This window comes from Mesorhizobium sp. M2A.F.Ca.ET.039.01.1.1 (assembly GCF_003998035.1).
Classification (GTDB): Bacteria; Pseudomonadota; Alphaproteobacteria; order Rhizobiales; family Rhizobiaceae; genus Mesorhizobium.
In genome coordinates this window covers 1-15,265 of sequence record NZ_RZRY01000076.1, presented here as the reverse complement: position 1 = coordinate 15,265, position 15,265 = coordinate 1, and the positions used below count along the sequence as shown (strand labels likewise).

Genomic DNA, 15,265 nt, shown 5'->3' with positions numbered 1-15,265 from the left:
CACAACAGACAGGACAGGCCGGATGACCTCCGGCGGCTTCTCTTCCGAGCGCGAGCAGGCGGCGAGCGCGGCTAGGACAAGCAGGGGAGCGACGTGCCGCAACCGGTTCATTGGCTGGCTCCAGCGATCTCGACCGTTTGTCCGGGGCTGAGCAACTGTCCGCCGGCGGTAACGACGCTCTGTCCTTCCTGCAATCCCTTGTCGACGGCGATGATGCCTGAATCGAAGGCGAGCACCTCGACCGGCGTCTCCGTCACCGCCTTGCTCGACGGATCGATCACCCAGACGGCGGGCTTGCCGGTGGCGGATGTCAGAGCCTGCCAGGGCAACAGAATGGCCCTGACCGGCTTGGCGCTGACCGTGCCGATCACGGCCGCGCCCAACGGCATGCCGGCCGGCGTGTCAGGGATGCCGACCTTGACCCGGATCGATCCGGACTGGGTGTCGACCGCCGGCGAAATCTCGCGAACCTTGCCGACCGCGCGCACCTGCGGGTCGGACAGCAGCGTGATCGTCACCGCGGGCGAGGGCGGGGTCTGGGCAACCAGCGTCTCGTGCACGTTGAAGACAGCGTCGCGGTCGCCGTCCTCGGCGATGGTGAACACGGTCTGCGCCGCTTGCACCACCTGCCCGGCCTCGACCTGGCGCGCCGTGATGACGCCGGCAGCCCCCGCCTTGAGCTCGGTGTAGGAAAGGTTTTCCTTGGCATTGGCGAGGGCGCTTTGCGCCGCGTCGACGCTGCCTTGCGCCACTTTCAGGGCCTGGTCCGCGCTGTCGAAATCCCGCCTCGTCGTGAAACCCTGCGAAAGCAGCGTCTTTTGCCGTTGGTAGGTGGCCTCGGCCTGGGTGAGCTGCGCCTGCGCAGCGTCGAGATCGGCCTGGGCCGAGCGCAGGTCCGACTCCTGTTCCTGCGGGTCTATGCGCGCAAGCACCGCACCCTGGTCGACATGCTGGCCGACATCGACCAGACGCTCGGCGACCCGGCCGCCGACGCGGAACGACAGATTGTTGAGCGTGCGTGCGGCGATCACCCCGGTCAGCGAGGTTCGCGGCGCGTAGTCGGCGAGGGCGACCGTTTGCGTCGTCACCACCACCGGCAATTTCTTTTCCGCCGCCTGCTGCTTCTGGCAGCCGGCCGCCGAAATCGCCGCGCCGGCGCAGACGAGCAGCAACAACGTTTTTGAACGAAAAGGATGGCGGTGTGGCGAAGACGGCAAGGCGGACGATGTCGCTTTCCTGCTCATGGTTCCCCTCAAGCCGTGGGGGCCGCTGCCGCCGGCGGCACGTCGCGGATGAAATGAGATTAATCCATCGGCGGGAAAAGGAAACTCTTTCCGGGGCGTGTTTCGTCAGCCTGGTTAAGGGCATTCTCGCAGGCCCAATCGACTGGGCCATGGTGCCGACTTGAGCAAAACATGAAATAAGGCCAGAAGGGATTTCAACGGCATCAAACGAGAACGGGCCCAATCTCGATGAGGGATGGCCCGATGAGGGACGATATGAAGAATTCAGCCATTTCCGAACGCAAGAACCAGTCGATTTCGCGCGGCGTCGGCATGACGACGCAGATCTACGCCGATCGCGCCGAGAATTCGGAAATCTGGGATGTCGAGGGCCGCCGCTATATCGACTTCTCTTCCGGCATCGCCGTGGTCAACACCGGCCATCGCCACCCGAAGGTGATCGAGGCGGTCAAGGCGCAGCTCGATCGCTTCACCCACACCTGCCACCAGGTGGTGCCCTATGAGAGCTACGTTCATCTCGCCGAGCGGCTGAACGGCCTGTTGCCCGGCAAGTTCGGCAAGAAGACCGTCTTCGTCACCACCGGCGCCGAGGCGGTCGAGAACGCCATCAAGATCGCCCGCAACGCCACCGGCCGCCAGGCGGTCATCGCCTTTTCCGGCGGTTTCCACGGCCGCACCTTCATGGGCATGGCGCTGACCGGCAAGGTCGTGCCCTACAAGGTCGGCTTCGGCGCGATGCCGGCCGATGTCTTCCATGCGCCGTTCCCGGTCGCGCTGCATGGCGTTTCCGTCGCGGATTCACTCGCCGCGCTCGACAAGCTGTTCAAGGCCGATGTCGATCCGAACCGGGTTGCCGCCATCATCGTCGAGCCGGTGCAGGGCGAGGGCGGCTTCTACGAAGCGCCGCGCGACTTCATGGCTGCATTGCGCAAGATCTGCGACCAGCATGGCATCCTGCTCGTCGCCGACGAGGTGCAGACCGGCTTTGCCCGCACCGGCAAGATGTTCGCCATGGACCATCACGACGTGGCGCCCGATCTCACCACCATGGCCAAGAGCCTCGCCGGCGGCTTCCCGCTGTCGGCCGTCACCGGCCGCGCCGAGATTATGGACGCGCCCGGTCCCGGCGGCCTCGGCGGCACCTATGGCGGCAGCCCGATCGGCGTCGCCGCGGCGCACGCCGTGCTCGATGTAATCGAGGAGGAAAAGCTCTGCGACCGCGCCAATGCGCTGGGCGCGCGGCTGAAGCAACGGCTGGAATCGATCCGCGAGGACGTGCCGGAGATCGTCGACATCCGCGGCCCGGGCTTCATGAACGCGGTCGAGTTCAACGACGTGAAGAAAGGCCTGCCGTCGGCCGAATTCGCCAACGCGGTGCGGCTGAAGGCGCTGGACAAGGGCCTCATCCTGCTCACCTGCGGCGTCTACGGCAACGTCATCCGTTTCCTGTCGCCGATCACCATCCAGGACGGCGTCATGACCGAGGCGCTGGATATTCTGGAAAGCTCAATCCGCGACGCGCGGGCTGCCTGATCGCGTGTCAGCTTCAACCATCCTTGGGTATTTTCCCTCCATCGAAAATGCCCTGGATGTCGCGTGAGCCGTGCAGGATGCGCTCAACACGCACGTCGTCATCTTCGACGGTATAAAAGATGACGTATCTCTGGAATGCGACGGAGCGCAGCCCGGGCCAGAGCTCGGAACGGGGAGCGCCACCACGGGGTGCTCCAAGATAGTGTCGCATCGTACTCGAAGAGCCGCTATCAAGCGGCGGGCGGCGGCCGGATCTTCAGCTCGGATGTAATCGCCAATCTCTTCAATGTCCTGCACGGCGGCGGGTGCGAAACTGAGAGCCATTATTTGCGGCTTTCAGCCGCGTATCTTTTCTCCAACCGATCAAAAACGTCGTCGGCTGCAATAGCTTGTCCGCTCTCCACACCCTTGCGGATGTCTTCGCGCAGCGCGGCAAGCTTCGCCTGCCGGTGCTCTTCGCGTTCTTCCAGCAGACGCAGGCTATCGCGCACAACCTCGCTTGCGCTGGCATAGCGGCCACTCTCGACAAGCTCGCGCACGAATGCCTCGTGGCGGGAGCCAATGCTGTAGCTTGCAGGCATGGAACAAATCTTTCGCTTTATCCGATATTATCAATTTATGATAAGTCGGCGGAGCTCGTTTGCCAAGGTTTGGCGTCTTTCGCACTCCAAGCGCTGTTCCCAGCATGTGGATTGAACAGTCAGCCCGTCGCCCTGGTCGGTTCGTCCTCATTGAAGGCCGCAAGCGCGGCCTTCAATGAATCCGGCCCGCCTGCCACCGTCTGCGGCGTCGGCGAGAAACCGGCGCCGAGCATCTTGCGGCCAAGCATGTGGTCCGCGGGGCGATTGACGGATTCGATGCCGAGCAGCCGGCTACCGGCATAATGGTAGATCGAGAACTTGTTGTCGGCGAGATCGCCGAGCACCACGTGGCTGTCCCCGCCTTGCGTCAGCCCCACCATCTGCAGCTTCATGTCGCCGATATCCGACCAGAACCACGGCACGGCGGCGAAGGCCTCCACGTGCCCGAGGATGGTGCGCGCGGCAAGCCTGGCCTGGTCGGTGGCGTTCTGTACCGATTCCAGCCGCACGTCGCCGCCGGTGAACCAGTGCCGGTAGGCGGCGGCGTCGCCGATGGCGAGGATTTCGGGGATCGAGCTCTGCATATGCTGGTCGACGCGGATGCCGTTGCCGATGGCCAGGCCGGCGGTTTCGGCCAGTTCGACATTGGGCACGACGCCGATGCCGATGATCACCATCTGCGCCGGCAGGTGTTCGCCACTTGAGGTGATCGCTGCCGAGACGCGGCCGCTGTCACCCTCCAGCCGGGCAACGGTTGTGCCGGTCAGGATGCGCACGCCGATCGCCTCCAGGCGCTGGCGCACATGTGCGGCGATGATCGGCGCCACGGCGCGGCCGAGCAACCGGTCGACGGCCTCGACGACCGTGACGTTGCGGCCGGCGGCCCTCAGCGTCGCCGCGATCTCCAGCCCGATGAAGCCGCCGCCGAGAATGACCACGTCCTCGCTTTGCGCGCTGAGCTCGCGGATCAGGCGCGCATCGGCCAGCGAGCGCAGCGAGACCACGCCGGCGAGGCCGGCGCCGTCGAGCTTGAGCAGGCGCGGCCGCGAGCCGGTCGCAAGCACCAGCCGGTCGAAGCCGAGCGTTCCACCGCCTGCGAGATTCAACCGGCCCGCGCGGGCATCGATGCTGTCGATGCGCATGCCCGGCCGGTAGTCGATGGTGTTGCCCGTATAAAATGCCTCGCCGCGCAAGGGCTGGGGCTTGGCTTCGGGATCCTTGATAAAGGTCTTGGACAGCGGCGGTTTGTGATAAGGCAGTTCCCGCTCGTCGCCGATCAGGACGACGGGCCCATCATAGCCCTCTTCGCGCAGGCTGGCGGCGGCCTGCACGCCGGCATGGCCCGCACCGACAATCACAACCCCGTTCGTCATCGCAATCCTTTTTTGTTTGCAAATCTAAGCCCTTGCGCCAAGTGGCGATTGTCTGCCGCCGCCGCAAGAGCCGAGGATCGGGTCGCACCCAGAATGGCTGTCTGTCAATCGAGTCAGCGGCAGTGCTGGCTTAAAAGTTGACATTCGTAGTTTAGAATAATTCTAAACTGTTGTTTCAATTGAATTTTTTCCGTCGCGCCAGTTGACTCCCGGCCTCTCCCTCGCTTTATGGAGGACTGCGCGCAAAGCGTATCCCTTTGATGTTTGGGCCTTGAACCCTTTCGATTGGAGGCAAGAGGGTGTCTTTTTATCGCGAACCGCGCATCGGCGCGGCCACCAATTTTCCCGGCATGCTCATGCCTCGGCGTGAGTGGACGCACGCGCCCTTTGCTGAATTTCCATGGAACTGGAGAAAGATGATGACGGCACGTAATGGCGGCAGGCTCGCTGCGATCTGCGCCACGGCTGCGCTGACGGCGGCGGTTTTCGTGTTGCCGGCGAAAGCCGAGACCGACGCCAAAGCGGTGATCAAGACCTATGCCGACATCGCTCTGGCCAAATACGAGGATTCGCTGATCACCGCGCTGGCGCTGGACAAGGCCGTCGATGCGCTTATCGCCAGCCCCTCCGCCGACACGCTGAACGCCGCGCGCGAAGCCTGGAAGGCGGCGCGCAACCCTTACCAGCAGACCGAGGTCTATCGCTTCGGCAACAAGATCGTCGACGACTGGGAAGGCCGCGTGAATTCCTGGCCGCTGGATGAGGGCCTGATCGACTATGTCGCCAAGAGCTACGGCACCGAGTCGGACGAGAACGCCCTCTACACGGCCAATGTCATCGCCAACAAGGAAATCGAGATCAACGGCAAGAAGGTCGACGCCTCGAAGCTGACGCCGGAATTCCTGTCCGGCACGCTGCAGGAAGCCGGCGGCGTCGAGGCCAATGTCGCGACCGGCTATCACGCGATCGAATTCCTGCTCTGGGGACAGGACCTGCACGGCACCGGTCCGGGCGCCGGCGAGCGGCCCTATACGGATTACGACCTCAAGAACTGCACGGGCGGCAATTGCGACCGCCGCGCCGAATATCTGAAATCGGCGAGCGACCTTCTGGTGTCCGACCTGCAGGAGATGGTCAACAACTGGAAGGAAGACGGCGCCGCGCGCAAGAACCTCACGGACGGTGACGCGAATACCGGCATCTCCACCATCTTCACGGGCATGGGCTCGCTCTCCTACGGCGAACTGGCGGGCGAGCGCATGAAGCTTGGCCTTTTGCTGCACGATCCGGAGGAGGAGCACGACTGCTTCTCCGACAACACCTACAACTCGCATCTCTATGACGCGATCGGCATCCGCGACGCCTACCATGCCAGCTACAAGCGGCTCGACGGTTCCGTGGTTTCGGGTCCGTCGGTGTCCGACATGGTGAAGGCCGCCGATCCGGCGATCGACAAGGAGCTGTCGGGCAAGCTCGACACCACCGTCGCCAAGATGGAGGCCATCAAGGCGCGCGCGTTGGCCGGCGAGGCCTATGACCAGCAGATTGCCGAGGGCAACACCGCAGGCAACGCCACCGTGCAGGCGGCGATCGACGCGCTGATCGACCAGACCAAGTCGATCGAGCGCGCCGTCGGCTCGCTCAAGCTGAACCAGATCGCCTTCGAGGGTTCCGACAGCCTCGACGCACCCGACAAGGTGTTCAAGTAAGTTTAGATCTCGATACCAGCCAAGCGGCGCGGGACCGGCGCCGTCAGCCAGAGCAAGTCAATGCTGATCTGCCATTGCAACATCATCACCGAGAAGGAGATCGAGCAGACGATCATCGGCCTGCTGGATGAGGATCCCTGGCAGTTGATCGTGCCCGCGAAGGTCTACCACGCGATGCGCAAGCGCGGCCGCTGTTGCGGCTGTTTCCCAAATGTGGTGGAAACGATCATTCGGGTCACCGAGAACTACCACGCCCGCTCACAGATGGGCGGCGTGGACATCGTTTCACACCTGGATCGCGTGCGAGGCTTGCGCGGCCAATACGGGAGCAGAACCCATGAAAGGCGAACCGCAGATCATCGAGCGGCTTAATGAAGCTCTGTTTCTGGAGCTTGGGGCCGTCAACCAATACTGGGTGCATTATCGCCTGCTCGAGGATTGGGGCTACACCAAGCTGGCAAAGAAGGAGCGGGCGGAATCGATCGAGGAAATGCATCACGCCGACCGGCTGATCGCGCGCATCATCTTCCTCGAAGGCCACCCGAACCTGCAGTCCGTCGCGCCGCTGCGCATCGGCCAGAACGTCAAGGAAGTGCTCGAATCCGATCTGGCCGGCGAATATGACGCGCGCACCGCCTACAAGCGCTCGCGCGAGATTTGCCACGACGAAGGCGATTTCGTCTCGATGAAGCTGTTCGAGGACCTTTTGACCGACGAGGAAGGCCATATCGACTTCCTGGAAACGCAGCTCGACCTGCTCGCCTCGATCGGCGAGGAAAAGTACGGCCTGCTCAATGCCGACTCGGCCAACGAGGCGGAGTAAGGACATGCGGGAATGCGGCGCCCCGTAGACTTTTCGCGCCGCGCGCGGCCGGCCGCAATCGACGGCCTGCCGCTTCAGAAGACCCCGCGATACCGGACCGGTCGCGGGGCGTCGCTTTTGCTGGCGATCGTGCTTTCCGCACCCACGCTGGCCGGCGAGCCGGCCGCCTTGCCGACGAGCCGCACCGACCTGACGCCGAAGGACCAGGCGCGGGTCCTGGCCGTCACCAGGCCAACGACCGACTTCACCAGGCCTGAGCCGTTCGAGCTGATGCAGGGCGGCGCCGGCACCTCGCGCAAGGACGTCAACCGCGATGCCTTCTCGCAGTCCTCCGCCAACATCACTTTCGAGGAAGAGGGCAATTTCAAGCTCGGCAATGCGCTTTTCCGCAAGAACTGGGTGTCGTCGCCGTCGTCGACCCAGGCTTCCGACGGTCTTGGCCCGCTGTTCAACGAGCGCGCCTGCCAGAACTGCCATTTGAAGGATGGCCGCGGCCGCCCGCCGCAAGGTGATGCCGGATCGACGTCGATGTTCCTCAGGCTCGCGCGCGACGCCAGCAGCGCAGAGGAAAAAGCGGCGCTCGCCGACCACAAGCTGCTGAACTTTCCCGATCCGGTCTATGGCACGCAATTGCAGGATCTGGCAGTTCCGGGCCTCAAGGGCGAAGGCCGTGTGCGCGTCGAGTACTCCGAGGAGAAGGTGATGCTCGGCGACGGCACCGCCGTTGCGCTGCGCAAGCCGCGTTATTCCGTCGAAAATCCCGGCTATGGCCCGCTCGATCCGCGCACCACGCTGTCGCCGCGCCTGACGCCGCCGATGATCGGGCTGGGCCTGATCGAGCAGATCGCGCCAGCCGATATCCTTGCCCATGCCGATCCGGACGATCGCGACGGCGATGGCATTTCGGGCCGGCCGAACATCGTGCGCGACGAGTTGAGTGGTGCGGTGACCCTGGGCCGCTTCGGCTGGAAGGCGCAGACCGCCTCGATCCGCCAGCAGGCGGCCGACGCCTTTGCCGGCGATATCGGCATCTCGACTCCTGAAATGCCGAAGCCTTGGGGTGACTGCACGGTGGCCGAGAAGGATTGCCTGGCCATGCCGAACGGCGTGCAGCAGCGGCTGGGCACGGCCGAAGCCCCGCCGCCGGTGATGGACCTCGTCACCATCTATTCGCAGAATCTGGCCGTGCCGGCACGGCGCGACATCGCCACACCGCAAGTGCTCGACGGAAAGAAGCAGTTCTACGAAATGGGCTGCATCGCCTGCCACACGCCGAAATTCGTGACCATGCGCGGCACGCCCAACAAGGCGCAGGCCTTCCAGCTGATCTGGCCCTATTCCGATTTCCTGCTGCACGACATGGGCGAGGGCCTTGCGGACCGACAACGGGTTGGAGAAGCCACGGGGAGCGAGTGGCGCACCCCGCCGCTATGGGGTATTGGGCTCACCGCGACAGTCAATGGCAATGCCTTTTATCTGCATGACGGCCGCGCCCGCACGCTTGCCGAGGCGATCCTGTGGCATGGCGGCGAGGGGCAGAACGCCCGCGACCGCTTTGCCGGGGCGGCCGCGACCGATCGCGATGCGTTGATCAAATTCCTGGAGTCCCTCTGATGCTAAAACGCGTCGCTCTGATGTCGAAATGCCTGGTCCTTGTTCTTCCTTTCCTTCTGGCCGCTGCCTTGCCGGCATCAGCCGCGGTCAAGGCTTCCGACGTCATCGAGCGCGCGATCGATGGCTTCGTCCGCCCCGCCTATGCCAGTCTTGACGAGCATGCGGCGGGCCTGGCCAGGGCGATGCACCAGCTTTGCGAAGCGCCGTCCGAAATCAATCTCGAAGCGGCGCGCTCGGCGTTTTCCGGCACGGTCGAGGCCTGGTCTGTGGCCGAGATCATCGCCTTCGGGCCGATCAAGGAAAACAACCGGCTGGAGCGTATGCTCTATTGGCCGGACCGCAAGAGCATCGGCCTGAGACAAGTGCAGGCCACGCTCGCATCGAAGGACCCGTCGGCCACCGATCCGGTGCAACTGGCGCAAAAGAGCGTCGCCATGCAGGGCCTCGGCGCGCTCGAATACGTGCTTTATGGCGACGGCGCCGAAACGCTTGCAGGGAAGGACGAGCCCTATCTTTGCGCCTATGGCGAGGCGGTCGCCGGCAACGTCGAAACCATGGCCGGCGAGGTGCGCGATGCCTGGCAAAAGCCCGACGGCTTCGCTTCGCTCTGGGCTCATCCCGGCCCGAAGAACCCGCTCTACCGCGACGGCAACGAAGCGGTGACGGAACTGGTCGGCGTCTTCATCAACGAGCTGGACATGATCCGCGATGTGCGGCTCAAGGGCTTCCTTGGCGCCAAGCCGGACGCCGACAAGCCAAAGCAGGCGATCTACTGGCGCTCGCGGAACACGGCGGCTTCGCTGGCCGGAAATCTCTCCGGCATCGACCAGCTGTTCCAGGCTTCCAAGCTAGGCGATGCGCTGCCCGCCGACGCGCAGTGGATGGCCGAGTCCATCCACATCCAGCTCAGCAACGGCGTGACAACAGCGAAATCGATCCCCGGCCCGATCGACAAGGCGCTCGCCGACCCCGCGCTGCGCGACAAGCTCGAACATTTCGCGCTGATCACCTCGAGCCTGTCGACCTTGATCGGCACCAGGATGACCGCCGAGTTCGGCCTGACCGCCGGCTTCTCGTCGCTGGATGGGGATTGATGCCGTGAGAACTCCCCTCATCGACCGTCGCGACTTCCTGTGCGCCGCGGGCGCTGGCTTCGCCGCCGCCATGGCGCCGCGCGCCTGGGCCGACACGCTGGCGGCGGACGCGGTGTTTGCCACGGCTTTCGTCAAGCGCGACGGCAGTTTTGGCGCCGCCGTGCTGTCCGAGGCCGGCAAGATCCTGCACAGCATCGATCTGCCGGACCGCGGCCACGACGTCGCTTTCGATCCGGTGTCGAAACGCTCGGTCGTTTTTGCCCGGCAGCCCGGCACTTTCGCGGTCGTCTTCGACCATGCCGGCCGCGACAAGCCTTTGACCATTGCCAGCATCGCCGGCCGGCATTTCTTCGGCCATGGCGTGTTCTCGCCCGACGGCGCGCTGCTCTATGCGACCGAAAACGATTTCGACAACGCGGCCGGTGTCGTCGGCGTCTATGACGCGAAGGCCGGGTTCAGTCGCGTCGGTGAGTTCCCGACCTATGGCATGGGCCCTCACGAGCTGCTCCTGCTCGGCGATGGCCGAACGCTGGCTATCGCCAATGGCGGCATCGAAACCCATCCCGACTATGGCCGCGCCGAGCTCAACATCGCGACGATGAAGCCATCCTATACGCTGGTCGACCGCATCACCGGCGACCTGATCGAAAAGCATGAATTGCCGCCGGCGCTTCATCAGCTTTCGATCCGCCATATGGACCGCGACCAGGCGGGCACCGTCTGGTTCGGCTGCCAATATCGCGGGCCGGCGACAGACCGCCCCGCGCTGGTTGGCCGCGCCGCGCGCGGCAAGGAACTCGAACTGGTGGAGATGCCGCAAGACGTGCTCTCCGGCTTCCGCAATTACATTGGCTCGGTCGCCGCCAATGCCGTCACAGGCACGATCGCCGTCACCTCGCCGGAGGGCAATTCGCTGGCTGTCATCGATGCCGCCAGCGGCCGCGTGGTTGCGACCCGGTCTCTGGTGGAGGTCTGTGGGCTTGCGCCTGACGGCAGCGGCTTCATGGCGACGACCGGCGCCGGCGAGATCGTCGGCGGCGCCGGCGCCATCCGTTCCGAGCCGGACTATGTCTGGGACAACCATATGCTGCGCATTGTCGCGACGGCGTGATCGCCGCGCCTGGAGCAATTTCCGGGAAAAGTGTGAGCGGTTAGGTTCGGCGCGTTCGCCGTAACCCTCTGTCCGGAATTGCGTCAAAACAAAGAGATAGGGCGGCCCGCCGTTTCCGTGAAACGGTGAAGCGCTCTAGAAGCAAAGCCGCTTAACATTTCTGCGCCCTGGCCCTTGCGGCGGCGCCCCATGCCGGGCAGAGGGAATTGTGTTTCGATCCGTTCGTTAACCGGCCCATGAAGCTGCCCGTATGAAGTTGCTTGCCATCGACTGCGCCGCCAGTCTCTGCGCCGCCTGCGTTTATGAGGCAGACGCGGGGAAGGAGCTTGGCCGCGAGCTGCGCGATCTCGGCAAGGGGCACGCCGAGCATCTGATGGCCGTCATCGAGACCGCCCTGCAAGCTGCCAGCGTCGGCTACCCTGACCTGGACGCCGTTGCCGTCTCGATCGGCCCCGGCTCCTTCACCGGCCTGCGCGTCGGCGTATCGACCGCGCGCGGCCTGGCGTTGGCGCTGAAAATCCCGGCGATCGGCGTGACGACTCTGGAAGCCCTGGCAGCCGAGGGCGCGAAGGCTTTTCCCGGGCGCGCGGTGCTTGCAGCGCTCGACGCCGGGCGCGAGGAAATCCATGCGGCGCTCTATGATAGAGCGTTAGCCAAGACTTACGGACCATCCGTAGCTACGCTTGCCGAGGCGGTGGCCATGGCCATCAGCGCCGAAGCGGTGCTTGTCGGAACCGCCGCGCCGCGGATTGCCCACGCGGCAGGTCGTGCCTTCGACACCGGTCCGGTCGCCGCCACCGCCGATATTGCCACCTATGCCAGGCTGGCCGCCGCCAAGGGACCCGGCGAGAAGCCGAAGCCGCTCTATCTGCGTGGCGCCGACGCCAAGCAGCAGGCGGGTTTCATTCTGCCAAGGCAGGACAAGGGAAGCGAACCCTGATGCGCATTCCGTTCTTTCAGCCGCGCCGCAGGGATTATGCGCTGGAACCGCTGACGGTCGCCGACAGCGCCGCTGTTTCGGTGCTGCACCGCGAGGATTTCGTGCGGCCCTGGACCGATGGCGAGTTTGCGGCGCTCCTCGAACAGGACACGGTCTTCGGCTATGCGGCGCGGGAAACAGGTCAGGGCTCCAAGCCGCCGGTCGGCTTCGTGCTCGCCCGGCTCGCAGCCGGCGAGGGCGAGATCCTGACCGTGGCCGTCGCCCGCAGCCATCGCCGCCAGGGCCTTGGCTGGCAATTGATGGACGCGGTGCTGCGCGAGCTTCATGCGCAGCGCGCCGAAGCGCTCTTCCTCGAGGTCGACGAGACCAATGCGCCCGCGATCGGGCTCTACCGCAGGCTCGGCTTCATCCAGGTCGGCCATCGCCCGAACTATTACCGTTCGACCGAGCACGGCCCGACCGGCGCGCTTGTCATGCGCCGCGATCTTCGCTAGCCAATCCGCGCGATAGGGCCGGAGCGAATGATCGAGAAATTGCGGATTTTCCTGGCGCTCTTCTATGTGGTCGTCTGTTCCCTGGTGCTGGTGCCGCTGCAGATCCTGTCGATGAAGACGGGGCTGTGGCCCGAAACTGTCATCCTGAAGATCTGGCACAGCATGATCCTGCGGGCGCTGGGCATGCGGGTGCATGTGACGGGCAGCTTGGCCAAAGACCGCCCTCTGCTGGTGGCGGCCAACCACATTTCCTGGACCGACATCATGGTGCTCGGCTCCTTCGTCGATGTGAAGTTCATCGCCAGGGCCGACATGGAGGGCTGGCCGCTGATCGGCATGCTGTCCAAGCTGCAGCGCACCGTCTTCATCGAGCGCGAGCGCAAGCGCACCTCCGGCGACCAGGCCAGCGAGATCGCCAAGAGGATGGCGAAAGGCGACGCCATGGTGCTGTTCGCCGAAGGCTCGACCGGCGACGGCAACCTGGTGCTGCCGTTCAAGAGCACGTTGTTCGGCGCGGCCTCGATGGCGATTTCGGAAGGCGCGGCGGAACAGGTCTTCATCCAGCCCGTGGCGATCGCCTATACGCGCCTGCATGGCATGCCGATGGGCCGCCGCCATCGGCCGATCACCGCCTGGATCGGCGACCAGGATCTGATGCCGCATCTCAAAACCCTGCTTGCCGAAGGCGCGATCGATGCCGAGGTGCATTTCGGCCAGCCGGTGCCGTTCTCCAAGGGTTCGAACCGCAAGGAAACGGCGAGACTGATGGAAGCCAAGGTGCGCGAGATGATGCAAGGCATCCTCGCCGACCCGGCCAAGAACCGGTGAAGTCGAGGCGCACGACGGGCCCACAAGGCAGAATCGTCTGTTTTTTGTCACGGAAAGGCGCTAGAAGCCGCCCGATGGAACTGAACAGGATTGAAAGCCATGGCATCGGCGCTGCCGCCGAGCGCTCGGCCGGCACTGACCGCGCGGCGAAAAAGGTCTTCGTCAAGACCTATGGATGCCAGATGAACGTCTACGATTCCCAGCGCATGACCGATGCGCTGGCCGCCGACGGCTATGTCGCCACCGACGCCGTCGAGGACGCCGATCTGGTGCTGCTCAACACCTGCCATATCCGCGAGAAGGCGGCGGAAAAGGTCTATTCCGAGCTTGGCCGCATCCGCGACATAAAGGCCGAGCGCGCCAAGGCCGGCCGTGAATTGCTGATCGGTGTCGCCGGCTGCGTGGCGCAGGCCGAAGGTGCGGAAATCATCCGCCGCGCTCCGGCGGTGGATCTGGTCATCGGCCCGCAGACCTATCACCGGCTGCCCGACGTGCTGGCGCGGGTCCGCGGCGGCGAGAAGATCGTCGAGACCGAATACGCCATCGAGGACAAGTTCGAGCATCTGCCGCAGCCGAAGCGCGCCGAATTGGCAAAGCGCGGCGTCACCGCTTTCCTCACGGTGCAGGAAGGCTGTGACAAGTTCTGCACCTTCTGCGTGGTGCCCTATACCCGCGGCGCGGAGGTCTCGCGCCCGGTGGCGCAGATCGTCGCCGAGGCCGAGCGGCTGGCCGAGGCCGGCGTGCGCGAGGTGACCCTGCTCGGCCAGAACGTCAATGCCTGGCATGGCGTTGGTGAGAATGGCGAGGAATGGGGTTTCGGCCGTCTGCTGTTCCGGCTTGCGGAAATCCCCGGACTGGCGCGGCTGCGCTACACAACCAGCCATCCGCGCGACATGGACGACGAATTGATCGCCGCGCATCGTGACCTGCCCGCCTTGATGCCCTATCTGCATTTGCCGGTGCAGTCGGGCTCCGATCGGATTTTGAAGGCGATGAACCGCAGGCACACGGCACGCGACTATCTGGCGCTCATCGAGCGCATTCGCGCCGCCCGTCCCGACATCGCTATGTCGGGCGATTTCATCGTCGGCTTCCCCGGCGAGACGGACGAGGATTTCGACGCGACGCTGAAACTGGTGCGCGAAGTGGGCTACGCCTCGGCCTTCACCTTCAAATATTCCCCACGTCCTGGGACGCCGGGCGCCGAGATGGACGGCCATCTTTCCGAAACCGTGAAGGACGAACGGCTGCAGCGCCTGCAGGCGCTGATCAACGATCAGCAGCAGAATTTCATAGCCAGCGTGGTCGGCCGCACCGTCAGCACGCTGATCGAGAAGCCAGGTCGCCGCCCCGGTCAGATTCTTGGCCGCTCGCCATGGCTGAACCCGGTGATTGTTGACGACAAAGCCGGTGGAATCGGTGACATTATTGACGTGCGAATCACGAAGACAGGCCCCAACAGCCTGTTCGCCGAGTTGGCCTAGCCACAAGCCTCGGCAGATGAGGAGAGACGGTTGAGCGCTGCCGAACTGAAGAATCCGCCCCAGAACCAGGCGTCCGGGGCTTCCGACATGGCGCACATCGTACTGACCTTCGACAACAACAAGCTTGCCAGCGCCCTCTACGGCCAGTTCGACGAGAACCTGGCGCGGCTCGAGCAGAAGCTCGGCGTGGATATCCGCTCGCGCGGCAACCAGCTTGCCATCAAGGGCTCGGCTTCGGCCGCCGAACAGGCGCGCCGCGCGCTGGATACGCTCTATGGCATCCTGCAGAAGGGCGTCGACATCGGCCAGTCGGATGTCGACGGCGCCGTGCGCATGGCGATCGCCGCCGACGACCAGTTGACGCTGCCGACCATGGAGCGCAAGGGCAAGGTTTCGGCCGCCCAGATATCGACGCGCAAGAAGACGATCTACGCCCG

The 15,265-nt window shown here is 64.5% G+C and carries 14 protein-coding genes and 2 pseudogenes; 12 read left to right on the top strand and 4 right to left on the bottom strand.

Going from position 1 to position 15,265, the window contains the following annotated elements; translation table 11 throughout:
* Positions 1 to 107: 107 nt before the first annotated feature.
* Positions 108 to 1,172 carry an efflux RND transporter periplasmic adaptor subunit gene (locus EOA24_RS08980; protein ID WP_245463177.1) on the bottom strand — a complete coding sequence of 355 codons (1,065 nt, stop codon included), beginning with the start codon at positions 1,170 to 1,172 and terminating at the stop codon, positions 108 to 110.
* Between the two features lie 327 nt (positions 1,173 to 1,499).
* Here EOA24_RS08980 and EOA24_RS08975 point away from each other — a divergent pair, with 327 nt between their 5' ends.
* Complete coding sequence (locus EOA24_RS08975) at positions 1,500 to 2,777, top strand: 4-aminobutyrate--2-oxoglutarate transaminase (protein WP_126079430.1); 1,278 nt, start codon at positions 1,500 to 1,502, stop codon at positions 2,775 to 2,777.
* Between the two features lie 13 nt (positions 2,778 to 2,790).
* Here the strand turns inward: EOA24_RS08975 and EOA24_RS08970 are convergent.
* The 3 genes and pseudogenes from EOA24_RS08970 to EOA24_RS08960 all read right to left on the bottom strand — a co-directional run bounded on the left by EOA24_RS08970 (position 2,791) and on the right by EOA24_RS08960 (position 4,731).
* Positions 2,791 to 3,101, bottom strand: a pseudogene (locus tag EOA24_RS08970) (type II toxin-antitoxin system RelE/ParE family toxin).
* Complete coding sequence (locus EOA24_RS08965; protein ID WP_126079429.1) at positions 3,101 to 3,358, bottom strand: type II toxin-antitoxin system ParD family antitoxin; 258 nt, start codon at positions 3,356 to 3,358, stop codon at positions 3,101 to 3,103. Before EOA24_RS08965 ends, EOA24_RS08970 begins: the two are co-directional and overlap by 1 nt.
* Positions 3,359 to 3,477: 119 nt before the next feature.
* Complete coding sequence (locus EOA24_RS08960) at positions 3,478 to 4,731, bottom strand: FAD-dependent oxidoreductase (RefSeq protein ID WP_126079428.1); 1,254 nt, start codon at positions 4,729 to 4,731, stop codon at positions 3,478 to 3,480.
* A 419-nt stretch (positions 4,732 to 5,150) separates the two neighbouring features.
* On the opposite strand from EOA24_RS08960, the gene EOA24_RS08955 reads away from it, so the two are divergent.
* The 11 genes and pseudogenes from EOA24_RS08955 to EOA24_RS08905 all read left to right on the top strand — a co-directional run.
* Positions 5,151 to 6,440: an imelysin family protein gene (locus EOA24_RS08955; RefSeq protein WP_126083569.1), complete on the top strand. Its 1,290-nt coding sequence runs from the start codon at positions 5,151 to 5,153 to the stop codon at positions 6,438 to 6,440.
* A gap of 60 nt (positions 6,441 to 6,500) precedes the next feature.
* Positions 6,501 to 6,812, top strand: coding sequence for a (2Fe-2S)-binding protein (locus tag EOA24_RS08950; RefSeq protein WP_126079427.1), 312 nt, complete (start codon positions 6,501 to 6,503; stop codon positions 6,810 to 6,812).
* Positions 6,778 to 7,263 carry a bacterioferritin gene (bfr, locus tag EOA24_RS08945; protein WP_040985970.1) on the top strand — a complete coding sequence of 162 codons (486 nt, stop codon included), beginning with the start codon at positions 6,778 to 6,780 and terminating at the stop codon, positions 7,261 to 7,263. Before EOA24_RS08950 ends, bfr begins: the two co-directional genes overlap by 35 nt.
* A gap of 12 nt (positions 7,264 to 7,275) precedes the next feature.
* The gene (locus EOA24_RS08940) at positions 7,276 to 8,877 is read left to right on the top strand and encodes a di-heme oxidoredictase family protein (protein WP_126079426.1); all 1,602 of its coding nucleotides are present in this window, start codon (positions 7,276 to 7,278) and stop codon (positions 8,875 to 8,877) included.
* Positions 8,877 to 9,971 carry an imelysin family protein gene (locus EOA24_RS08935; protein ID WP_189343266.1) on the top strand — a complete coding sequence of 365 codons (1,095 nt, stop codon included), beginning with the start codon at positions 8,877 to 8,879 and terminating at the stop codon, positions 9,969 to 9,971. The genes EOA24_RS08940 and EOA24_RS08935 overlap by 1 nt, the downstream gene beginning before the upstream one ends.
* 4 nt (positions 9,972 to 9,975) lie before the next feature.
* Positions 9,976 to 11,082, top strand: coding sequence for a DUF1513 domain-containing protein (locus EOA24_RS08930; protein WP_126079425.1), 1,107 nt, complete (start codon positions 9,976 to 9,978; stop codon positions 11,080 to 11,082).
* Positions 11,083 to 11,332: 250 nt separating this feature from the next.
* Entirely contained in the window at positions 11,333 to 12,022 is a 690-nt protein-coding gene (tsaB, locus tag EOA24_RS08925; protein WP_127409750.1) for a tRNA (adenosine(37)-N6)-threonylcarbamoyltransferase complex dimerization subunit type 1 TsaB, read from the top strand.
* A complete protein-coding gene (locus EOA24_RS08920) occupies positions 12,022 to 12,516 on the top strand; it encodes an N-acetyltransferase (protein ID WP_040985961.1) in 495 nt (164 codons plus the stop codon). The genes tsaB and EOA24_RS08920 overlap by 1 nt, the downstream gene beginning before the upstream one ends.
* A gap of 27 nt (positions 12,517 to 12,543) precedes the next feature.
* A complete protein-coding gene (locus EOA24_RS08915; protein WP_126079423.1) occupies positions 12,544 to 13,344 on the top strand; it encodes a lysophospholipid acyltransferase family protein in 801 nt (266 codons plus the stop codon).
* A 74-nt stretch (positions 13,345 to 13,418) separates the two neighbouring features.
* Entirely contained in the window at positions 13,419 to 14,828 is a 1,410-nt protein-coding gene (gene miaB, locus EOA24_RS08910; protein ID WP_126079422.1) for a tRNA (N6-isopentenyl adenosine(37)-C2)-methylthiotransferase MiaB, read from the top strand.
* Positions 14,829 to 14,915: 87 nt separating this feature from the next.
* Positions 14,916 to 15,265: pseudogene (locus tag EOA24_RS08905) on the top strand (PhoH family protein); the annotation flags it as partial.

Coding starts and splice junctions, on each gene's coding strand:
- EOA24_RS08920 (WP_040985961.1), top strand. CDS start 12,022: ATGCGCATTCCGTTCTTTCAGCCGCGCCGCAGGGATTATGCGCTGGAA.
- miaB (WP_126079422.1), top strand. CDS start 13,419: ATGGAACTGAACAGGATTGAAAGCCATGGCATCGGCGCTGCCGCCGAG.
- bfr (WP_040985970.1), top strand. CDS start 6,778: ATGAAAGGCGAACCGCAGATCATCGAGCGGCTTAATGAAGCTCTGTTT.
- tsaB (WP_127409750.1), top strand. CDS start 11,333: ATGAAGTTGCTTGCCATCGACTGCGCCGCCAGTCTCTGCGCCGCCTGC.
- EOA24_RS08915 (WP_126079423.1), top strand. CDS start 12,544: ATGATCGAGAAATTGCGGATTTTCCTGGCGCTCTTCTATGTGGTCGTC.
- EOA24_RS08950 (WP_126079427.1), top strand. CDS start 6,501: ATGCTGATCTGCCATTGCAACATCATCACCGAGAAGGAGATCGAGCAG.
- EOA24_RS08955 (WP_126083569.1), top strand. CDS start 5,151: ATGACGGCACGTAATGGCGGCAGGCTCGCTGCGATCTGCGCCACGGCT.
- EOA24_RS08965 (WP_126079429.1), bottom strand. CDS start 3,358: ATGCCTGCAAGCTACAGCATTGGCTCCCGCCACGAGGCATTCGTGCGC.
- EOA24_RS08935 (WP_189343266.1), top strand. CDS start 8,877: ATGCTAAAACGCGTCGCTCTGATGTCGAAATGCCTGGTCCTTGTTCTT.
- EOA24_RS08975 (WP_126079430.1), top strand. CDS start 1,500: ATGAAGAATTCAGCCATTTCCGAACGCAAGAACCAGTCGATTTCGCGC.
- EOA24_RS08960 (WP_126079428.1), bottom strand. CDS start 4,731: ATGACGAACGGGGTTGTGATTGTCGGTGCGGGCCATGCCGGCGTGCAG.
- EOA24_RS08940 (WP_126079426.1), top strand. CDS start 7,276: ATGCGGCGCCCCGTAGACTTTTCGCGCCGCGCGCGGCCGGCCGCAATC.